Source organism: Cribrihabitans neustonicus (assembly GCF_048820895.1).
Lineage (GTDB): Bacteria > Pseudomonadota > Alphaproteobacteria > Rhodobacterales > Rhodobacteraceae > Cribrihabitans_A > Cribrihabitans_A neustonicus.
Genome location: NZ_JBMERQ010000001.1, coordinates 1,023,678 through 1,043,418 on the forward strand (window position 1 = coordinate 1,023,678; position 19,741 = coordinate 1,043,418).

Annotated in this window: 20 protein-coding genes and 1 other RNA gene; 6 read left to right on the plus strand and 15 right to left on the minus strand. The window is 66.4% G+C overall.

Annotated features, from left to right (window positions below; genetic code table 11):
- Positions 1–8: 8 nt before the first annotated feature.
- From ACOHWE_RS04900 to ACOHWE_RS04910, 3 genes are all read right to left on the minus strand, one after another.
- Positions 9–1,787, minus strand: coding sequence for an SLC13 family permease (locus ACOHWE_RS04900; protein WP_420664561.1), 1,779 nt, complete (start codon positions 1,785–1,787; stop codon positions 9–11).
- A gap of 178 nt (positions 1,788–1,965) precedes the next feature.
- Complete coding sequence (locus tag ACOHWE_RS04905) at positions 1,966–2,778, minus strand: TIGR00282 family metallophosphoesterase (protein ID WP_420664562.1); 813 nt, start codon at positions 2,776–2,778, stop codon at positions 1,966–1,968.
- Between the two features lie 74 nt (positions 2,779–2,852).
- Entirely contained in the window at positions 2,853–3,350 is a 498-nt protein-coding gene (locus ACOHWE_RS04910) for a lactoylglutathione lyase family protein (protein ID WP_420664563.1), read from the minus strand.
- Positions 3,351–3,462: 112 nt separating this feature from the next.
- Here ACOHWE_RS04910 and ACOHWE_RS04915 point away from each other — a divergent pair, with 112 nt between their 5' ends.
- Positions 3,463–4,350 (plus strand): LysR family transcriptional regulator, encoded by an 888-nt coding sequence (locus ACOHWE_RS04915; RefSeq protein ID WP_420664564.1) that lies wholly within the window; start codon positions 3,463–3,465, stop codon positions 4,348–4,350.
- Positions 4,351–4,357: 7 nt separating this feature from the next.
- Here ACOHWE_RS04915 and ACOHWE_RS04920 read toward each other — a convergent pair whose 3' ends face one another.
- Together ACOHWE_RS04920 and mgtE are read right to left on the minus strand one after the other, a co-directional pair.
- Positions 4,358–4,915 (minus strand): 5-formyltetrahydrofolate cyclo-ligase, encoded by a 558-nt coding sequence (locus tag ACOHWE_RS04920; protein WP_420664566.1) that lies wholly within the window; start codon positions 4,913–4,915, stop codon positions 4,358–4,360.
- Between the two features lie 34 nt (positions 4,916–4,949).
- Positions 4,950–6,341, minus strand: a complete 1,392-nt coding sequence (gene mgtE / locus ACOHWE_RS04925) for a magnesium transporter (RefSeq protein ID WP_420664567.1) — start codon at positions 6,339–6,341, stop codon at positions 4,950–4,952.
- A 141-nt stretch (positions 6,342–6,482) separates the two neighbouring features.
- Here mgtE and guaD point away from each other — a divergent pair, with 141 nt between their 5' ends.
- Positions 6,483–7,769 (plus strand): guanine deaminase, encoded by a 1,287-nt coding sequence (guaD, locus tag ACOHWE_RS04930; RefSeq protein ID WP_420664568.1) that lies wholly within the window; start codon positions 6,483–6,485, stop codon positions 7,767–7,769.
- 93 nt (positions 7,770–7,862) lie between these two features.
- Here guaD and ACOHWE_RS04935 read toward each other — a convergent pair whose 3' ends face one another.
- From ACOHWE_RS04935 to ACOHWE_RS04945, 3 genes are all read right to left on the minus strand, one after another.
- Positions 7,863–9,203, minus strand: coding sequence for an 8-oxoguanine deaminase (locus ACOHWE_RS04935; protein ID WP_420664570.1), 1,341 nt, complete (start codon positions 9,201–9,203; stop codon positions 7,863–7,865).
- A 115-nt stretch (positions 9,204–9,318) separates the two neighbouring features.
- On the minus strand, positions 9,319–10,110 hold the full coding sequence (gene hisN, locus ACOHWE_RS04940; protein ID WP_420664572.1) for a histidinol-phosphatase: 792 nt from the start codon (positions 10,108–10,110) through the stop codon (positions 9,319–9,321).
- A gap of 248 nt (positions 10,111–10,358) precedes the next feature.
- Positions 10,359–10,730, minus strand: coding sequence for a helix-turn-helix domain-containing protein (locus ACOHWE_RS04945; RefSeq protein ID WP_420664574.1), 372 nt, complete (start codon positions 10,728–10,730; stop codon positions 10,359–10,361).
- Positions 10,731–11,084: 354 nt separating this feature from the next.
- On the opposite strand from ACOHWE_RS04945, the gene ACOHWE_RS04950 reads away from it, so the two are divergent.
- On the plus strand, positions 11,085–12,053 hold the full coding sequence (locus tag ACOHWE_RS04950) for an NADPH:quinone oxidoreductase family protein (protein WP_420664575.1): 969 nt from the start codon (positions 11,085–11,087) through the stop codon (positions 12,051–12,053).
- A 96-nt stretch (positions 12,054–12,149) separates the two neighbouring features.
- Here ACOHWE_RS04950 and ACOHWE_RS04955 read toward each other — a convergent pair whose 3' ends face one another.
- Entirely contained in the window at positions 12,150–13,037 is an 888-nt protein-coding gene (locus ACOHWE_RS04955; protein WP_420664576.1) for a LysR family transcriptional regulator, read from the minus strand.
- 125 nt (positions 13,038–13,162) lie between these two features.
- Here ACOHWE_RS04955 and ACOHWE_RS04960 point away from each other — a divergent pair, with 125 nt between their 5' ends.
- From ACOHWE_RS04960 to ACOHWE_RS04970, 3 genes are all read left to right on the plus strand, one after another.
- On the plus strand, positions 13,163–13,387 hold the full coding sequence (locus ACOHWE_RS04960) for a DUF1127 domain-containing protein (protein WP_420664578.1): 225 nt from the start codon (positions 13,163–13,165) through the stop codon (positions 13,385–13,387).
- Between the two features lie 264 nt (positions 13,388–13,651).
- The gene (locus tag ACOHWE_RS04965) at positions 13,652–14,428 is read left to right on the plus strand and encodes a Bax inhibitor-1/YccA family protein (protein ID WP_420664579.1); all 777 of its coding nucleotides are present in this window, start codon (positions 13,652–13,654) and stop codon (positions 14,426–14,428) included.
- 101 nt (positions 14,429–14,529) lie between these two features.
- Complete coding sequence (locus ACOHWE_RS04970) at positions 14,530–15,003, plus strand: GNAT family N-acetyltransferase (RefSeq protein WP_420664581.1); 474 nt, start codon at positions 14,530–14,532, stop codon at positions 15,001–15,003.
- A gap of 138 nt (positions 15,004–15,141) precedes the next feature.
- On the opposite strand, the gene ACOHWE_RS04975 is transcribed toward ACOHWE_RS04970, so the two are convergent.
- The 6 genes from ACOHWE_RS04975 to gatA all read right to left on the minus strand — a co-directional run bounded on the left by ACOHWE_RS04975 (position 15,142) and on the right by gatA (position 19,734).
- A complete protein-coding gene (locus ACOHWE_RS04975) occupies positions 15,142–15,588 on the minus strand; it encodes a hypothetical protein (protein ID WP_420664582.1) in 447 nt (148 codons plus the stop codon).
- 226 nt (positions 15,589–15,814) lie between these two features.
- Positions 15,815–15,982, minus strand: coding sequence for a 50S ribosomal protein L33 (gene rpmG, locus ACOHWE_RS04980; protein WP_008554190.1), 168 nt, complete (start codon positions 15,980–15,982; stop codon positions 15,815–15,817).
- 186 nt (positions 15,983–16,168) lie between these two features.
- Positions 16,169–16,600, minus strand: an RNA gene (gene rnpB, locus ACOHWE_RS04985) — RNase P RNA component class A.
- Between the two features lie 139 nt (positions 16,601–16,739).
- A complete protein-coding gene (locus ACOHWE_RS04990) occupies positions 16,740–17,417 on the minus strand; it encodes an N-acetylmuramoyl-L-alanine amidase (RefSeq protein WP_420664584.1) in 678 nt (225 codons plus the stop codon).
- Positions 17,410–18,189, minus strand: a complete 780-nt coding sequence (locus ACOHWE_RS04995; protein WP_420664585.1) for a hypothetical protein — start codon at positions 18,187–18,189, stop codon at positions 17,410–17,412. The genes ACOHWE_RS04990 and ACOHWE_RS04995 overlap by 8 nt, the downstream gene beginning before the upstream one ends.
- A 57-nt stretch (positions 18,190–18,246) precedes the next feature.
- The gene (gatA, locus tag ACOHWE_RS05000) at positions 18,247–19,734 is read right to left on the minus strand and encodes an Asp-tRNA(Asn)/Glu-tRNA(Gln) amidotransferase subunit GatA (protein WP_420664586.1); all 1,488 of its coding nucleotides are present in this window, start codon (positions 19,732–19,734) and stop codon (positions 18,247–18,249) included.
- Positions 19,735–19,741 lie beyond the last annotated feature (7 nt).

Below are 19,741 nucleotides of genomic sequence, written 5' to 3' on the forward strand. Positions count from 1 at the left end.
TTGCAGCTTCAGAGCGGCCAGATGAAGGGGATGAGCAGCGACGCCAGCAGGCCGACAGTGAGGTTGAGCGGGATGCCCACGCGCAGGAAGTCGGTGAACTTGTAGCCGCCGGGACCGTAAACCAGCATGTTGGTCTGATAGCCGATCGGCGTTGCGAAGGAGGCCGAGGCCGCCACCATCACCGCCACAACCAGCGGCCGCGGATCGACGCCCATGGCCTGCGCGAGGCCAATGGCAATCGGTGTCACCACCACGGCCACCGCGTTGTTGGAGACCAGCTCGGTCAGCACCGACGTCAGCAGATAGACCGCCCAAACAAGCAGGAACGGCGGCAGCACCGACAGCGACGGCGCGAGGCTCTGCACGATCAGGCGCACCGCGCCCGAGCTCTCCAGCGCCGCACCGATGGCAAGCATGGAGAAGATCAGCGCCAGCAGGCGGCCGTCGACAAAGGAGAATGCCTCGTCCGCGTCGATGCAGCGGGTGACCAGCACCAGCGCCACTGACAGAACCGACAGCATCAGAATTGGCGCCAAGCCCAGCGCCGCCAGGATAACGATGGAAAACAGCGAAAGGATGGCAATCGGCGCGTGGCTGCGGCGGTAGGCGCGCTGGGTCGGCTGGGAGACATCGGCCAGGTCCATTTCCGACGCCAGCCGCTGGATATCGGCGGGCGCGCCTTCCAGCAGCAGGGTATCGCCGATCCGCACCACCAGGTCATCCAGCTGCACGCCGATGTTCTGATTCCGCCGGTGCACCGCCAAAGTGTAGACGCCGTAACGGCGGCGCAGGCGCAGCGCGCCGAGCGTGCGGCCAACCATCCGGCAGCCGGGGGTAATCAGTACCTCCACCGTCTGCGTCTCAACCGCCGAGACCTGATCGACGCGCTTCAGTTCCTTGTTGCTCTGCAGGCTCAGAAGCTCGGTCATCCGCGTGCGCAGCACAACCCGGTCGCCCACCTGAAGCTCCACCCCTTCGAGATTGCGGCGCAGCGACTCGTCGCCGCGGATCACGTCGATCAGCCGCACGCCCGGGCGCTTGAACAGCTGCACACCGGTCACCTCGCGGCCGATCAGGTTGCTGTCGGGCGGGATTACCGCTTCGGTGAAAAACTTCATCCTGGACTTGTCGCTCAGCATCGACGCCATGCTGTCGCGCGCGGGCAGCAGCCGCGGCGCGATGAAACGCAGATAGACCATGCCATAAGCCACGAGAAACAGCCCCAGCGGCGTCACCTCGAAGATGGTGAAGGGCCGAAGCCCCTGGGCACGGGCGACACCGTCGACCAGAAGGTTGGTGGAGGTGCCGATCAGCGTCAGTGTGCCGCCGAGAATCGCCGCATAGCTGAGCGGGATCAGCATCTTGGAGGGCGCTACTTCCAGCGTGCGGGAGATCTGGATGAAGACCGGGATCATCACCACCACCACCGGCGTGTTGGAGACCACGGCTGAGGCCGCCACCACGAAGGCCATCAGCAGCGCGATGGCCAGCCGCGGCCGCACTCCGGCCTGGGTCTTGGCGGCCTGAGTGAAGGCATCCAGCGACCCCGTGCGCACCAGGGCGCCCATGATGATAAACATCGCGGCAATGGTCCAGGGCGCCGGGTTCGACAGCACCGGCAGCGCCTCGCTGTAGGGCAAGACGCCGGTTGCAAGCATCACCGAGACGCCGGTGATCGCCACAACTTCGGTCGGGTAGGTTTCCTTCAGGAAGGCCAGGAACATGGCCAGAACGATCACAAGAGCCAGGATCGCGTTGCCGGTGTCACCAATCTGGAAAAACTGCATATGCCGTGACTAAACCCGTATTCGTGCCCAACCGCCCGGGCGCCGCATGACCCGCCGCCATCGCGCAGTCTCCCCGAGGACCTTTAGCAGCGCAAGAAATTCCGCGCCTTCCCCGCCCTCTTACTGCACCGGGCGATTATTACAACAGGCGGCTGCACCGGGCATGCGGCCTGCGCGCTCAGGGCGCAGCAGGCTCCAGAAGCCCGCCCTGACGCACCATGCGCACCTGCTTGGCGGCACCGGTGCGGTCGTCGGTCTCGACGAAGACGCCCGACAGAGACGCCTCACCATTAGCCGGGGTGAAGCGGGTCTTCGGCATGCCGGTCAGGAAGCGGCGCATCGGCTCGGCCTTTTCCATGCCGATCACCGAGTCGTAATCGCCGCACATGCCGGCATCGGTGATATAGGCGGTGCCGTTGGCGAGCACCTGCGCGTCCGCGGTCGGCACGTGGGTATGCGTCCCCGCCACCAGCGAGGCGCGGCCGTTGCAGAAATGGCCCATCGCCATCTTCTCCGAAGTGGCCTCGCAATGCATATCGACGATCACCGCCTGCGCCAGCCCGCCGCGCGGGTGCGCCTTCAGCACTGCCTCGACGGCGCCGAAGGGATCGTCGAAGGGGCGCTTCATGAACACTTGGCCCAGCACCTGGGTCACCAGCACCTTGCGCCCGCCCGGCGCGTCGAACAGGCGGAAGCCGCGGCCCGGCGCACCCTTGGCAAAGTTAAGCGGCCGGAGGATGCGCGGTTCCCTTTCGATGAACTGCAGCATGTCCTTCTGGTCGAAAGCATGGTCGCCCAGCGTCAGGCAATCGGCGCCCGCGTCCAGGAGGAGCTTGGCGTGCTCGCCGCTCAGCCCCATGCCGTTGGAGGCGTTCTCGCCGTTCACCACCACGAAGTCGAGCCGCCATTCCTGCCTCAGGCGCGGCAGGTTTTCGGTGACGGCACGGCGCCCGGCGCGGCCCATCACATCGCCAAGGAATAGAATACGCATGCGCGGCTGGTAGGCAACGCGGGGCCAAAGAGCAAGGCCCCGCGTCGTTTATTCAACCGGCTGTGGCGCCGCGGTCAGCTGTAGGCGCCGGCCGAATAGGTCAGCTCGTAACCGTGCGAGTAGATCTCGAAGACATTGCCGAAGGGGTCCTCGACATAGACCATGCGGTAGGGCTTCTCGCCCGGAAAATACTCGCACACCGGCATCCGCTGCCTGCCGCCTGCCTCGACGATCTTCTGGACCAAGCCTTCGATGTCCGGGTCCTGCACGCAGAAATGGAAGACGCCATGGCGGCGGTAGTCGAGATTGTCCCCGGGCGCATAGTTCCCCTCGAACTCGAAGAGTTCGATGCCGATGCGGTCGGCGGTGGACATATGCGCGATGCGCAGCTTCCGCCAGCCCGGGCCGAACACGTCGGTGCACATACGGCCGATGCCGCTCTCATCCTCCACCACTTCAGTGGGCTTCATGATGGTGTAGAACCCCATCACTTCGGAATAGAATTCCACGGCCGCGTGCAAGTCTGGAACCGACAGGCCGATGTGGGAAAAGCTCCTGGGGGCCGGAAGCATGAATGTCTCCTTTCGCGTGTTGGGTTGGTCTCTGCTGATCGGGAGATACGCTTGCGCCAACCAAAAGAAAAATTATCATACGTAATGAAATTCATAACAGACCGGACTTGATGTGCTGAACGCGACTTGGCTGGAAACCTTCACGGTGCTGAGCGAGCTGGATAGTTTCACCCGCACCGCGGCCCGGCTGAACATGACCCAGCCGGGGGTGTCGCAGCATGTAAAGAAGCTGGAGCAGCAGGTGGGCCTGCCGCTGCTGGTGCGCCACGGCAAGAGCTTCAGCCTGACCGACGCAGGCGCCGCGCTGGCCGCCCTGGGCCGCCGCCGCCAAGCCGAGGAGGAAGCGCTGCGCCAGGAGCTGGGCCAGGACGATCCCGCCCGCGGGCGGGTGCGCATCGCCTGCCCAGGCGGCCTTGCGGTGCTGATCTACCGCGCGGTGGAGGCGCATCTGGTTCAGGCGCCCGGGCTGAGTCTGTCGCTTGAGGCCGCGCCGCAAACGGCGATCGAGGCGCAGCTTCTGGCCGGGGAGCTGGACCTCGGCATCCTGCACCGCAGGCTGGAGGCACCGCGGCTCGCGGCGGAGCCATTGGGCCGCGACCGGCTGAACCTGATCCTGCCTCCGGGGAGCGATGCCAGCCCGGACTTCGACACGTTGCAGTCTCTGGGGATGATCGGCCACCCGGACGGGGCAGCGCTCGCGGACCGGCTGCTGGGGGTGAACTACCCTGCCTACCGCGGCGCCGCAGGGCTGCGCCAGCGCGCCTTCTTGAACCAGATCGGCCAGATCCTCGACCCGGTGGCGGCGGGGGCCGGCTATACAATCCTGCCGCAGAGCGCGGTTCTGGCGCAGCCCGCCCGGCGCCCCTTTGCGATCGCGGATTTGCCGGAGCCGCTGGACGACAGTCTATGGCTGGTCAGCCAGCACAGCGCGCGCCCGCCTGCCCGCCTCACGGTCTTTGCGGACAGGATCCGCGAGGTTTGCGCAGGTCTGGCCCGCTAGCACGGCGTCAGAACTGCAGAACGCGGCTTTCCGTCACCACCATGTCGAGCGGCTGATCGGTGGGCTCCAGCGGCAGGTTATCGTCCTGCTGAGCGTCGAAGGCAAAACCGATCGCCAGCGTCGCCCGTTTGGCCCGCAGCATCTCCAGCGTGCGGTCGTAGAAGCCGCCGCCATAGCCCAGCCGCCCGCCGCGGCTGTCGAAGGCGACCAGCGGCACGATGAGGATTTCCGGCTCGAAGAAATCGTCCACCTCCGGCACCTGCGCGCCGAAGGGGCCGTCGCGCAGGGGCGCGTCCGGCTGCCAGCGGCTGAACTTCAGCGGCAGGCCCTTGCCGATGATCACCGGCACGCCGACGGGCCCGTGCGCCGCGGCCTCGGCCATAGCGGGCACCGGGTCGATCTCGGTCCGGATCGGCAGAAAACCCGAGAGCGGCACCCCGCGGTAGCCCGCCAGCACTTCCGACAGATGCCCGGCCGCGCCTGGCAGGCCCCGGGCGTGGGCCGCCTTGCGGCGGGCAAAGGCCGCCTTGCGCGCCGCCGCTTTGATCGCACTCAGATCCGTCACTGCTGTATTCCTCCCAGAAGCCCCGAACCGCCCGCTAGAGCAGCACCACCGCGGCCAGCCCCAGGAAGGCGAAGAACCCGACCACATCGGTCACCGTGGTGACGAAGGCGCCGGAGGCCAGGGCCGGGTCGATGCCCATCTTCTCCAATAGGACCGGGATCACCGTCCCCGCGAGCCCGGCTACGACCAGATTGACCACCATCGCGACGGCGATCACCACGCCCAGCATCGGTGAGCCGAACCAAGCAAGCCCCACGATCCCCATAATCACCGCGAAGATCACCCCGTTGATCAGCCCCACCAGCACTTCCCGGCGGATCACCCGCCAGACGTTGGAGCCGGTGAGGTCGCGGGTTGCCATCGCCCGCACTGCCACGGTCAGCGACTGGGTGCCCGCGTTGCCGCCCATCGAGGCGACGATCGGCATCAGCACCGCCAGCGCCACGAACTGGGCAATGGTCTCCTCGAACTGGGCAATCACCAGGGAGGCCAGTACCGCTGTCACCAGATTCACCGCGAGCCATGGGAAGCGGCGCTTGGTGGTGTCGACCACCTTGTCAGACAGCGAGCTTTCTTCGCCCACACCGGCAAGGCGCAGGATGTCTTCCTCGTGCTCCTCGTCCAGCACGATCATAGCGTCATCGATGGTGATGACACCGACCAGGCGTCCCTCGCCATCCACAACGGGGGCGGAAATCAGGTGGTATTGGTTAAAGGCATAGGCGACGTCTTCCTCGTCCTGATCGGCGGGGATCACTTGGAACGTGTCCTCCACCAGATCGGTGAGCGGCACCTCGCGCTTGGTTGCCATGATCCGGCCCAAGGTCACGTTGCCGACCGGATGGGCGCGCGGATCAACCAGGATCACGTGGTAGAACTGCTCCGGCAGGCTGTCTGACTCGCGCATGAAGTCGATGGCCTGGCCGACGTTCCAGTGCTCCGGCGCCATTACCACCTCGCGCTGCATCAGGCGGCCGGCAGAGTTTTCCGGATAGCTCAGCGATTGCTCGACTGCGACCCGGTCGGAATCCTCCAGCGCGCCCAGGATGGCTTCCTGCTGCGGCTCCTCCAGGTCTTCGAGAAGGTCGACGACGTCGTCGCTTTCCAGCTCGCGCACCGCTTCGGCCAAGACCCCGGGCGCGAGTTGCAGGATCACATCCTCGCGGATGCTTTCGTCCAGTTCCGACAAGATCTCGCCGTCGAACTCCCGGTCGTAGAGCTGGATCAGCCGGGTCCGCTCATAGGGGTCGATCTGTTCCAGAAGGTCGGCGATGTCGGCAGCGTGCAGCGGCTCCATCAGTTCGGTCAGCCCGGCCTGATCTCCCGCCTCCACCGCTTCGAGAATGGCGCTGACGCGCTTGCGGTCCAGCTCGTAGGCGTCTTCCTGGGCCGGTTCGGTGCCGGTGATATCGTCGCCGCTGCTCATGCGATCTCGCGCCCCCTTGTGTCTTTGCCTGCAAAATAGAAGAAGCTGTTTCCGGAAAACAATGGGAATGGCATAATTTACCGGTCCCCCGGCGCGCGCCTATCCCGGGCGGAGCGGTTTGGCAAGCAGCGGGGAGCACAGATGAGCGGCGATTTCATTCTGACGGGCCAAGTCCTGAGCTTCCGCCACTCTCCTTTCGATGGCGATGATCCGGGCGCGGCCGCGGTGCTGGCAGAAGCGGTGGCGATTTCCGGCGGCCGTATTGCCGGCACCGGCAGCAAGTCCGAAATGCAGGCGCTGCTGCCCGGCGCGCTTGTCACGGAACACGACAGCAAGCTGATCCTCGCCGGTTTCGTGGACGCCCATGTGCACTACCCCCAGACAGCAATCATCGCAAGCTGGGGCAAGCGGCTGATCGACTGGCTCAATACCTACACCTTCCCGGAAGAGATGCGCTTTGGCAACCGTGCCTACGCCAGGGAGATTGCGGCGCGCTACCTCGATCTCGCCGCCGCGCATGGCACCACCACGGTCTGCAGCTATTGTACCATCCATCCGGAAAGCGCGGATGCCTTCTTTGCCGAGGCGCAGGCCCGCGGGCAGCGGGTGGTGGCGGGCAAGACCTGCATGGACCGGAACGCCCCCGAAGGCCTGCGCGACACGCCGCAGTCGGCCTATGACGAGTCCGCGGCGCTGATTGCGCGCTGGCACGGTGTCGACCGGCTGCACTACGCGATCACCCCACGGTTCTCCCCCACCTCGACGCCCGAACAGCTGGAGGCACTGGGGGCGCTCTGGGCCAAGCATCCCGGTTGCCTGATGCAGACCCACCTCAGCGAACAGACCGATGAGATTGCCTGGGTCAAAACGCTGTTCCCGCAGGCCCGCGACTACCTTGACACCTACGAGGAATTCGGCCTGCTCGGCGCGCGCGGCGTCTATGGCCACGCCATCCACCTGGAGGAGCGGGAGCGCCACCGCCTGCGGGAATATGGTGCCGCGCTGGTGCATTGCCCGACCTCGAATACCTTCATCGGCTCGGGGTTGTTCGACATGGCCGGGCTGATGTCGGAGGGCCATCGGATCGGCCTTGCCACCGACACCGGCGGCGGGTCGAGCTTTTCCATGCTGCGGACGATGGCAGCCGCCTACGAGGTCGGCCAGCTCCGCGGCACGCCCCTGCACGCGGCGCAGCTCCTTTGGCTCGCGACCCAAGGTTCCGCCGCGGCGCTGCGGATCGACGGTATGGCAGGCAATATCGCCGAAGGCATGGAGGCGGACCTGGTGGTGCTGGACCTGGCCTCCACCCCGGCGATCGCGCAGCGTACCTCCCGGGCCGAAGATCTTTGGGAGGCGGTATTCCCGACCATCATGATGGGCGACGACCGGGCCGTCGCCGAGGTCTGGATCGGCGGACGGCGCATCTAGGAGAGGCGCTGGCGCGCCTCTGCCTCCGGCGGGGAGTTTGAGCCGTCCCGGAAACCCTCCAGGGAGCGTTTCAGGCGGAATCGGACGGAATCCCTAACAAGATGATGCGAGCGCCTGCGCCAGCTTGCCATGCCGTTCGATCAGGCGCGGCAGGTCGAGGGTGGTAATCTCGCCGCCGCGGATGATCTGCTTGCCCTCGACGAAGAGGTGCTTCACCTGCGCAGGCCCGGCCAGCAGCAGCGCCGCCGGGTCCCAGCTGCCGCTGGAGGTGATTCCGGAAGTGTCCCAGACCGCGATATCGGCGCGCTTGCCGGGCTGCAGACGTCCGCAGTCTGGGCGGCCCAGCACATCGGCGCCGCCGCGGGTTGCGATCTCCAGCGCCTCATAAGCGCTCATCGCGTCGGCGCCATTGGCCACCCGCTGCAGCAGCAGCGCCTGGCGCGCCTCCCCGCTGAGGCTGGCCATATCGTTGCTGGCGGAGCCATCCACCCCCAGTCCCACCGGCACCCCCGCATCGCGCATCGCGCGCACCGGCGCAATACCGCTGCCAAGGCGGCAGTTCGAGCACGGGCAATGCGCCACGCCGGTGCCGGTTCTGGCAAAAAGATCAATTTCCTGCGGGTTCAGCTTCACGCAATGCGCATGCCAGACGTCATCGCCGGTCCAGCTCAGTTCCTCGGCGTACTGCCCGGGACGGCAGCCGAACTGCGCCTCGGAATAGGCAACATCCTCGTCGTTCTCCGCCAGGTGAGTGTGCAGCATCACGCCCTTGTCGCGGGCCAAGAGGGCCGCATCGCGCATCAGTTCGCGGCTGACGGAGAACGGCGAACAAGGCGCAAGGCCGACGCGGCACATGGAGCCTTCGGAAGAGTCGTGGAAGGCATCCACCACCCGGATCATGTCGTCGAGAATGGCGCGCTCGTTCTCGACCAGGCTGTCGGGCGGCAGGCCGCCGTCGCTTTCGCCGATGCTCATCGCGCCGCGGGTCGGGTGGAAGCGCAGGCCCACCTCGCGCGCCGCCTCGATGGTGTCTTCCAGCCGGGCGCCGTTAGGGTAGAGATAAAGATGGTCGGAACTGAGCGTGCAGCCCGACAGTGCCAGTTCTGCAAGCCCAAGCTGGGCGGAGACGAACATCTCCTCCGGTCCGAAACGTGCCCAGATCGGGTAGAGCCGCTGCAGCCAGCCGAACAGCAGCGTATCCTGCGCGCCCGGCACCGCGCGCGTGAGGTTCTGATAGAGGTGGTGGTGGGTGTTCACCAGCCCCGGCGTCACGACGCAGCCGCGGCCGGAGATCGTCTCGCCCGCGGTCTTCAGCCCCTGCCCCACTTCGGCAATCCGGCCGCCGCGGATCAGCACATCGGCGTCATGCAGCACCCTGCGGTTGTCATCCATGGTAAGGATGGTACCGGCGTTCTGGATCAGGAATTCAGTCATAGTCACACACTCCAGGATCAGCCCGTTTCGTTGGAATGTGTGCAAGGCCGGCGGAAAACGGGCACAAGAACCGGCTTGATGGCAAGCTAGCGCCCGCCCGCCGCCGCGGCAAGTCTCACTCTTTTTGAAGCAGTTTCAACGCAGCCGCGTGAATATCCCCATTGGCAGCCGCCAGAACCTGGCCGCCATCATGCGCCGGGCCGCCCTGCCAGTCGGTGACGATACCGCCCGCCGCCTCGATTACCGCGATCGGGGCCTGGATGTCATATGCATTGAGCCCGGCCTCGATCACCAGGTCGATCTGCCCGGCCGCAAGCAGCGCATAGGCATAGCAATCAGTGCCATAGCGGGTGAGCCGTGCCTCGGCGGCAACGCGCTCGAAAGCGGCACGTTCGGCAGGGGTGCCGACTTCCGGGAAGGTGGTGAAGAGGATTGCCTCCTCCAAGGGCCGCGCGGGGCGGGCGCGAAGGCTCCGCTCGCCCAGCGGCCCGGTCATCATGGCGACTCCCGGCGCACCGGTAAAACGTTCGCCTGTGTAGGGCTGGTCGATCACGCCGAGCACCGGCCCGGTGTGGTCGGCGAGCGCAATCAGAACCCCCCAGGTCGGGGTGCCGCTGAGGAAGGCGCGGGTGCCATCAATCGGGTCCAGCACCCATGTGCGGCCGCTGCTGCCCGCGGCGGCGCCGAATTCCTCGCCCAGAATCGCGTCCCGCGGGCGCAGCTCCGCCAGCACCGCGCGCATTGCTTCTTCAGCGGCGCGGTCGGCGGCGGTGACAGGGTCGAAACCCGCGCTGCGCTTGTTTTCCGCCTCCAGCCCCTCGGCCCGGAAATACGGCAGGATGGCCGCGCGCGCGGCATCGGCCATCCGGTGGGCCACCTCGAGATCGGTGAAAGCGGTGTCTGTCATTTTGACACGGGTGCCATTGCTCAGCCGGATTTTCAAGAGCGAAGACATCCGGCCGCTTCCGCCTGTCAGCTGGTCAGGCAAAATATGCCCGGCCGCCTTTTCACGGTCCGGGCAGATCCCCGTTCAACAAATACCGGCAGCATGACGGCGGCCGGCCGATGCCGCAGCCGTGTCTCCGGACCCGCTGTGAAACCCTGCAATACGGGCCACCGAGCGGGCCGGGGTACGGCCAGGCTCTAACGCTGATTTCAGGCGGCGTCGCTCAGCACCCGCGCCAGCTCGAACAAGCGGCGGCGCTGGTTCTCAGGGATCGCATAGTAGGAGCGGACCAGGTCGAGTGCTTCCTTGTCGCCCATCAGATCCTCGGGCACGGCAGCCTTGTCGGCGGGCGCCTTGGCGTCGTCCTGCAGGCCTTCAAAGAAAAAGCTCACCGGCACGTCGAGGGCGTCGGAAATGTCCCACAGCCGGGAGGCGCTGACGCGGTTTGCACCGGTCTCATACTTCTGGATTTGCTGAAATTTGATGCCCACCTGTTCGGCAAGTTGTTGTTGTGTCATGCCGATAAGCCAGCGGCGGTGACGAATGCGCTTTCCCACGTGCACGTCTACGGGATGAGCCATGCGTTTCTCCTAAGTCTGAAATTCAGGCTGCAGCCCGAAGCGCCCCTAAATCCAACACCTTGACCCGGCGCATCCCATCATATGCCACGAGCAAGCTTCCCCATCTGAGCGTTCCGGGGTCAACCCCTTTGAAAATAGTACAACCCTTGCGATTGAATTCAAGACTGCCATCGCCCGCGCCTGCCGCCGCAGGGTCAACACCATGATTTCATGTATCATTTTTTTAAATGTTTTATTGCCAACTGCCTGCTGATCGCCTACCTCCCCAGAAATAGCGAGGTGTTTCCGGTTTCGGGGGGCCCTCAGAGTGGCCCGGCGAATCGCCCTGATTCCCGCATTAGGTGAGGAGAGAATATGCGCGCTTATCAAATAACCGCCTTTGGCCAGCCGCCTGAGCTGGCGGAAATCCGCTGCCCGCCGCCCGGTCCCGGCGAAGTGGCAGTGGAGGTACGCGCTTGCGGGCTGAACTTTGCCGATCTGCTGATGATGAAGGGCAGCTACCAGGACACCCCGGAGCCGCCCTTTACCCTGGGGCTGGAGGCGGCAGGGATCGTCACCGCTACCGGCGGGGGAGTCACTGAGTTTGCCCCGGGCGACCGGGTGGCCGCCTTCAGCGGCCAGGGCGGGCTGGCCGAAGAAGCGGTATTCGAGGCCTCGCGGCTGGTGAAGATCCCGGATGCGATGAGCTTCGAGCACGCCGCCGCGCTGCAGATCGCCTACGGCACCAGCCACGTCGCGCTGGATCATTGCGCGCGGCTGCAGAAGGGCGAGACACTGCTGGTCACCGGCGCCGCAGGCGGCATTGGGCTGACCGCGGTGGAGATCGGCGCGATGATGGGCGCCCGCGTGATCGCCCAGGCGCGCGGTCCGGAGAAGCTCAAGGTGGCCAAGGCCGCGGGCGCCAGCCACCTGATAGATGCCGGTGAGGACCTGCGCGCGGCGGTTAAGGATCTGGGCGGCGCCGACGTGATCTATGACGCGGTGGGCGGCGATGTCTGGAAGGCCGCGTTCCGCGCCGCCAACCCGGGCGCGCGTCTCCTGCCGGTGGGCTTCGCCAGCGGCGAGGTGCCGCAGATCCCGGCCAACCACCTCCTGGTGAAGAACCTGACCGTGATCGGCTTCTACCTCGGCGGCTACATGAAGTTCCGCCCGGAGGTGGTGCGCGGCTCGCTGGAGACGCTGTTTGCCTGGCACGGCGACGGCCGCATCAAGCCGCATATCAGCCACCTGCTGCCGCTGGAACGGGCGGGCGAAGGGCTGGAACTGCTGCGCAGCCGCAAATCGACCGGCAAGGTGGTTATCACCATGCAGGAGGACGGCTGACAGCGGCCGCGGCGGGAGGCGAATGGCCCCGGCGAAGCCCTCGCGCCCGCCGTTACCTCAAAGGCGCGCCGCTTGCCTTGGGCTGGGCGGCACGCCTCAGCTCGCGGCTCTCAGGGGCACCCGGCGCAGACTGTCGAAGCCCTGGCGGATCACCTGGGCGAGCTCGCCCACATAGGGCGCCCGCATCCGGTCGGAGCCGTAGAGGTTTATGTGCTGCACGGGCAGCGGCGGCAGTGCCCCGCCGTGCTCGATCAGTTCCTGATAGCCGGGCTGGGTGCCCTCGAGCAGCACACCGACCGCCAGATCCGCGCTGATCGTCGCCTCCACAGTGCGGTCTGAATCGCTGTCGAGCGCCATCTCCCACTTGATACCGGCCGCATCCAGCGCCGCGGTGGCCACCGGACGGAAGCTGCAGTTGCGGCAGAAACCAAGCCGCAGAGGCCGCTGCCGCCAGACCGAACCATCGGGTGCCCCGACCCAGCACAGCGGCAAGGTATGTATCGGTTCGCCGCCCTCGGCCTCCCCGGAGCCGGTCTCTGTTGTGAGCACCAGGTCGTAGCTGCCCTTGGCGAATCCGGCCTTCAGCTCCCGGGTGTTGGAAGTCACGAGGTTAACATTCACCCTCGGGAAGCTGACGTTGAAACGCTTCAGAACCTGCGGGATGACGGGGTGCACCACGTCATGCGGCACCCCCAGCACCACCTCGCCCTCGAAGGCCTGATCGGTCAGCCGCCCGATCACCTCGTCGTTGAGCGCCACGATGCGGCGGGCGTAGCCCAGGAGCTGCTCACCCGCCGCAGTGAGCGCGATGCCGCGCCCGGAGCGGTCCAGAAGCGCGAGCCCCAGGAGCTCCTCCAGCCGTTTCAACTGCATCGACACTGCCGATTGCGTCAGGTGCAGGAAGCCTGCGGCGCGGGTCACACCGCCATGGTCGGCCACAGCCACAAAAGACCGCAGCGTGGTGATATCGAGATTGCGTGCCATCACAGCCCCTGATGGTTAGGATCAAAAACATTCGTTTTCAATATATGCCACGAGCGCGCATATTCATCAACACAATTGATCACCCAAGAGGGAAGCATCACAACCCCCACTGAAGGATAGATGTTATGACCACCGCTCCACACACCCGCCCGCTCCCCTGCCCGCCTGTCGCCGCGATCCGCCCAGGGCTGCTCGACCGGTTAAAGCTGCACCTCGCTGTTTGGCGGTCACGCCGCCAGCTGGCCCGGCTCGATGCCCGCGCGCTGGAAGACATCGGTCTTACCCGCTCCGAGGCGGAGGAGGAATCGCGCCGCGCTTTTTGGAGCGCGCCGGACCACTGGCTGCGGTGATCCGCCGCGGCCCCGCCAGGCGCCGCCGCCCCCGCGGCGGCGCTTGGCCATCCGCGAGGGCCGACGCTGACCTGCCCTCCCCAGGGGCCAAAGCTGAGAAGCCGCGCCAACGGGGGGTCCGAAAGGCTCCAAATATCCGCGTTCAACTGCGCTTAAATACTTGAACAGCCGGGCGCTTCACCCGATATTTAGCGGGAACGCTGCCAGCGGCCTGCCTTCGGGCGGGCCCAAGCAGTGAGGGAGACATTCACGGAGACCATCGGTATGGCACAATTCGACACCATCCGGTCTGCTGCCGGCACCCGCGCCGCGCAGATCGACGAGGGCCTGCGGGCCCATATGAACAAAGTCTACGGCACCATGTCCGTGGGCACCTTCATTACCTTCCTGGCCGCCTGGGCGATCTCGGGCCTGGCCGTCACCACTGACCCGGGCAACGCCGTGGCCCAGCTGAGCGCGGACAAGTACCTCACCAGCTTCGGGCACGCGATTTATGCCTCGCCGCTGAAGTGGGTGATCATGTTCGCGCCGCTCGCCTTCGTGTTCGGCTTCGGCGCCGCCGTGAACCGCCTGTCGGCTGCCGCCGCGCAGCTGGTGTTCTACACCTTCGCCGCTGTCATGGGCCTGTCGATCAGCTCGATCTTCCTGGTCTTCACCGGCGAATCCATCGTGCAGGTGTTCCTGGTGACCTCGATCGCCTTTGCCGGCCTGTCGCTCTATGGCTACACCACCAAGAAGGATCTGTCCGGCATGGGCACCTTCCTGATCATGGGCGTGATCGGCCTGCTGGTGGCATCGGTGGTCAACATCTTCCTGGCGTCCTCCGCCATGGCCTTTGCAATCTCGGTGCTGGGCGTTCTGATCTTCGCGGGCCTCACCGCCTATGACACCCAGAACATCAAGAACACCTACCTGCAGATGGCGCATTCGGGCGACCAGGAGTGGCTGGGCAAAGCCGCGATCATGGGCGCGCTGAGCCTCTACCTGGACTTCATCAACATGTTCATGTTCCTGCTCCAGCTGCTCGGCAACCGCGAATAAGCGCACATCCGGGGCTATCAATCTCCAAGGGGCGGGTCCAAAGGACCCGCCCCTTTTGCATTTCAGACACCACATACCTTTTTGACACGGGGATTGCCCCTATGAAGACCGCTGATACCCCACCCGGCGAGGCCCCGCGCCTGCTGCCGCTCCTGAAAGAACTTCACGCGCTGCACGTCGCACACCAGCCCGCGCGCCACCTGGCAGAGCCGGAGGACGACGCGCTGGCCGCCTGGCTCACGGACTGGCTGAGCCAGGAGGACACCTGCGCCCTCGCCGCCGAGGACCCGCAGGGCAGGCTGTCGGGCTACCTGATCTTCACGGTGGAGGCGCGCCCCGCCCTGCCCGTGCGCGCGGCGGAAACGCGGATCATGCTGCAGCACATCGCAGTGGCGGAGACGCAGCGCCGCCAGGGCATCGCCCGGGCACTGATGGCGGAGATGAAGGCCCGCGCCGCGGCGCGCGGCATCACGGTGATCGCCACCACCTACGCTCCCTTCAACACCGCCTCCGCCGCGCTGATGCAGAGCATGGGGCTGGAACCGGTGCTGACGATGGCAGAAGCGCGCCGCTAAGGCAGCCTGCCCCCACAGAAAAGGGGCCGCCCCAACCCCGCTGGCGGCCCCTTACTGGCGCTGATCTCCGGGCGCGGCCTGTACGCGCCTGTGTGCGCCTGACTGCTATCTGCGTGCAGACCGCTACTCGCGCGTGTCTCAGCGCGTCTTCCGGCAGTTCAGTGCCGCCGACAGCGCCACCGTGCCGCGGCGGCTCGCCACCGGCCGCACCGGGCCTTCGGCTTGGCAGCCGGACGCCTTGTCCGCGGCCTCTCGGAAGACCGCCTCCGACACCACGGGAAGCATCGCCCCGGACGCGCTCTCCGGCATGCTGAGCACCGCGAGGCCTGCGCCCTCAGCCTGCACCACCGTCAGCTCCAGGAGCTGCCCGCCATGGCGGAACTGCCAGACCCGCGCCTGTCCGCTTGCAGCCGGTCCCGCCTGACCGCTCTTCGGCAGCAGCGGCAGGCCTGCAGTACCGCCGGAAGCCGCCGCCAGCGGCTGCTCCAGAACCTGCGGCGGCGATGGGACTGCCACCGATTCCCGCGCGCCGGAGGCGGGCACCGCAACCCCGGCCAACACCGCACCGATCAACACAAACCGCATGGAGAACCCGCCCCGGACAAACCCTTTAACAACAGGTTTCACGTTAGCGGCCAAATGCGGCAGGACTGTGCCGAAGGCCGCTCATGCGGGCCGCAAATCCCCCGGCATTTGATGAAAAATCCGGCCAGGCGGGCCGGGCGGGTTCCGGCAGCTGGCCTGGTCGCCCAAAGAAAAAGGGTCCCGCAGCGGCGGAACCCCTCTTCAATCTCGGTCAGGCGATCAAGGATTACTTGATCTTGCCTTCCTTGTACTCGACATGCTTGCGCACGACCGGGTCGTACTTACGCACGACCATTTTCTCGGTCATGGTGCGCGCGTTCTTCTTGGTCACGTAGAAGTGGCCCGTGCCCGCGCTCGAGTTCAGGCGGATCTTGATGGTCGTCGGCTTCGCCATGGTGGTTCTCCTGCGTCCGGAAAGGCAGGGGCCTTTCGGTAAATTCCTATCTGAGCGTCGGCTTTTACCGTGCCCCGCGCCTGTGTCAATAGGCTGCGGACGGGAAAAACCACCCATGAGGCAACAATCGCCCGGCAGCCGCCTGGATCAGGTCCCGACCCGCCATCAGGCGGGAGCCCGGGGCAGACGCGCAGAAGGCCTGTAAGCCGGATCCTGTCCCCCCGGGACCGTGATCCCGGGTTCGACGGCCATTCATCTAGGCGGTGCATCGCTGCACCGCTCAAGCTGCCAACCCGGCCCCTCTCGGCTGAAGCGCGCCTAGCGGCGGTTTCCCGGCTGCCCGGGACCTGCCCGCGCGGGGGCCCTATTTGGCATTGCTCCCGGTGGGGCTTGCCGTGCCGCCCCTGTTGCCAGGGGCGCGGTGGGCTCTTACCCCACCGTTTCACCCTTACCCGCGCGGGCTGATCCCTTGGCGAACCGCAGGGCCGGCGGGCGGTCTGTTTTCTGTGGCGCTTTCCGTCGGGTCTCCCCGCCCGGGCGTTACCCGGCACCGTTGCTTCATGGAGTCCGGACTTTCCTCGCGAAGCTTGCACTCCCCGCGGCCGTCCAGCCTTCTGCGCTCCCGGGACCTATGCGCAGACGGCGGTTTCGTCAAGCTTTGGCTTGCAGATCAGGGGCTTTGCAGCGAAGGGAGGAATACATCTTCCTTCCTCTTGCTGAAAGTATCCCGGAGCGCGAGGCAGAGCCTCGCTTCCCGTCATTCCGGCTGAGCGGAGCAGTTCAGAGACGCAAAATCGGCCGCGGCAAGCGGCCCCCTGCCCCACGGGCGGCAACGCAGGCGGACAGCTGCCAGCAGGGAGGAGTCATCCGCCGCGGCGGTGAAACCCGCAGCGCGGGCGGCTTCCCGGAAAGCGGCGGCGTCCCCGTGCGCAACCGGCGCCCGAGTGGCTGTCCGGGCGGCCAGGCCCTGGCGCTCCAAACGCCGCCAGTCGAATCGCGGCCCAGGGTCGGACTTGCGGCCGGGCGCCATGCAGGAGTGTCCGATCACCCCCTCCGGAGCGATTCCCCAGCGCGCTATGATGCCTGCCAGCAGCACCTCCAGCCGTTCCATCTGCGGTTCGCTGAACGGGTGGTTACCGGTGTTATCGAGTTCGATGCCGATGGAGCGGGAGTTGATGTCAGCCTTGCCGTGCCACTCGCCTGCGCCGGCGTGCCAGGCGCGGGCGTTTTCTTGCACCAGCTGCCAAAGCGTGCCGTCGCCGCCAATCAGGTAATGCGCCGAAACCTCGGCCTGCGGGTCGCAGAGCCGCGCGAGTGCGGCTTCGGCGCTGTCCATCGCGGTATAGTGCAAAACGATCAGGGACGGCGTCAGACCGTCCCTGCGGGGCCCGTGGTTCGGGCTCGGGTGCCAGCGGGCGCCGGGCTGGTCAGCCATTGCCAGCGGTTTGCACCGCGCGCCGGTAGGGCGCGGGATCCCAGCCGCAGGCAAAGCCGTCGCCGTCAGGATCCAGCGCCTTGCGGTCGCGCTCCGGGCCGCCGGCTTCCAGGAAGGCTTCCTGCGCGCGGTCGGCGGAGGCAAATTCCGCGCAATTGCGGGTATGGCGCGCCTGCAGATTGAAGCCAGTGCGGCTGTAGAGGCGCACGCCCTTGGGGTTGCTGGTGCTGAGTGCGAATTTCACGATGTTCGGCGCGCTGCTGCCCTCGCGCTCCGGGACCGGCACGGCTTCGGGGGGGATTTCCTCATACTGGGCGCGCTGCCGCTCCAGCCGGGCGGCATCGCTTTCGATCGTCTGCCGGGCTGCGACCGCCTCGAAGTCGTTCTCATCCGAAATCGCGCGGGTGGCGGAAAGCGGCGGCGGCGGGTTGGAGGGGCCAGCCTGCAGCAGGGCTTCCCCGGAGTTGGCGCGTGAAGCCGCCAGCGCGGCGGCGGCTTCGCGGGCGATGTCGTCGCTGCTGGCCGAGGCGGTAGAGGCATAGCGGCCGGGGGCCGTGCTGGCCCCTGCCCCGCCATCCGCTGTCAGCGGCTCGCTGGAGATCTGCGCGGGTGCCGCCAGCGGCGCGCCAGTGATGGTCGTGCCGGCAGCCGGGGGAGTGGCAAAGGGATCGCCGTCCAGCCCGACGCCTGCGGCACTGTCCGGCACTGCCGGTGCGCAGGCCGCCACGGCAAGGAGGCTGCCTGCGGCGGCAAGGGAGAGGAATGCTCGCATGGGTATCACCTGTCAGCTCTGCTCTATGTAAGGCCCTAGGTTAGGCCGGACGGCGGTTTACCACCATTGCTGCGGTTTGGCCACAAATCCTGCTGCCTGCTCCAGCGCATAGGCGGTGTTCAGCAGATCGCCCTCTTCCCAGGGCTTGCCGATCAGCTGCAGACCCAGCGGCAGACCCTGGCTGTTGAGCCCCGCCGGCACCGCCACACCCGGCAGGCCCGCCAGGTTGACTGTCACGGTGAAGACATCGTTCAGGTACATCTGCACCGGGTCGGCTTCGGTCATCTCGCCAAGGCCAAAGGCGGCGGAAGGCGTGGCCGGGGTCAGAATCGCGTCGACGCCCGCGGCAAAGACGTCCTCGAAGTCTTTCTTGATCAGCGTGCGCACCTTGCGGGCGCGGTTGTAATAGGCGTCGTAGAAGCCCGCCGAGAGCACATAGGTACCGACCATCACCCGGCGCTGCACCTCGTGGCCGAAGCCCTCGGCGCGGGTTTTCTCGTACATCTCGGTAATGCCGTCTCCGGCCTCCAGCGCGGCGCGGTGGCCGTAGCGCACGCCGTCATACCGTGCGAGGTTGGAGGACGCTTCGGCCGGGGCAATCACGTAATAGGCGGGCAGCGCATACTTGGTGTGCGGCAGCGAGATGTCGACGATCTCGGCACCCGCAGCCTTCAGCATCTCGGCACCGTCGGCCCAGAGCTTTTCGATCCCGGCGGGCATGCCCTCCATGCGGTATTCCTTCGGGATACCGATCTTCTTGCCCCTGATGTCGCCGGTCAGCATCGCCTCGAAATCCGGCACCGCGAGGTCAGCGCTGGTGGAATCCTTGGGGTCGTGTCCGCACATTGCTTCCAGCATGATCGCCGCGTCGCGCACCGTCTTGGTCATCGGGCCCGCCTGGTCCAGGGAAGAGGCAAAGGCGACAATCCCCCAGCGCGAGCAGCGCCCGTAGGTCGGCTTGATGCCGACGGTGCCGGTAAACGCCGCGGGCTGGCGGATCGAGCCGCCGGTGTCGGTGCCGGTGGCTGCAAGGCAGAGGTCAGCGGCGACCGCAGCCGCGGAGCCGCCGGAGGAGCCGCCCGGGGTCAGCTGCGCCTCATCATTGCCCCGCCGCCAGGGGTTGACCGCGTTGCCGTAGACCGAGGTCTCATTGGACGAGCCCATGGCAAACTCGTCCATGTTCAGCTTGCCAAGCATCACTGCGCCTGCATCGGCGAGCTGCTGGGACACGGTAGATTCATACTCGGGCTTGAAGCCTTCGAGGATGCCGGAGGCGGCCTGCGACGGCACGCCCTTGGTGCAGAACAGGTCCTTGATGCCGACCGGGAGACCGCACATCGAGGGTGCACTGCCCGCCTTGATCCGCGCATCCGCGGATTTGGCACGCTCCAGCGCGATTTCCGGCGTCTTGTGCACAAACGCGTTCAGCGCATCCGCCGCGCCGATCGCTTTCAGGCAGGCTTCGGTCAGCTCCACCGATGTGGTGTCGCCTTTGCGCAGCGCGTCGCGGGCCTCTGCCAGGGTCAATTTGTTGAGTTCGGTCATATCATCG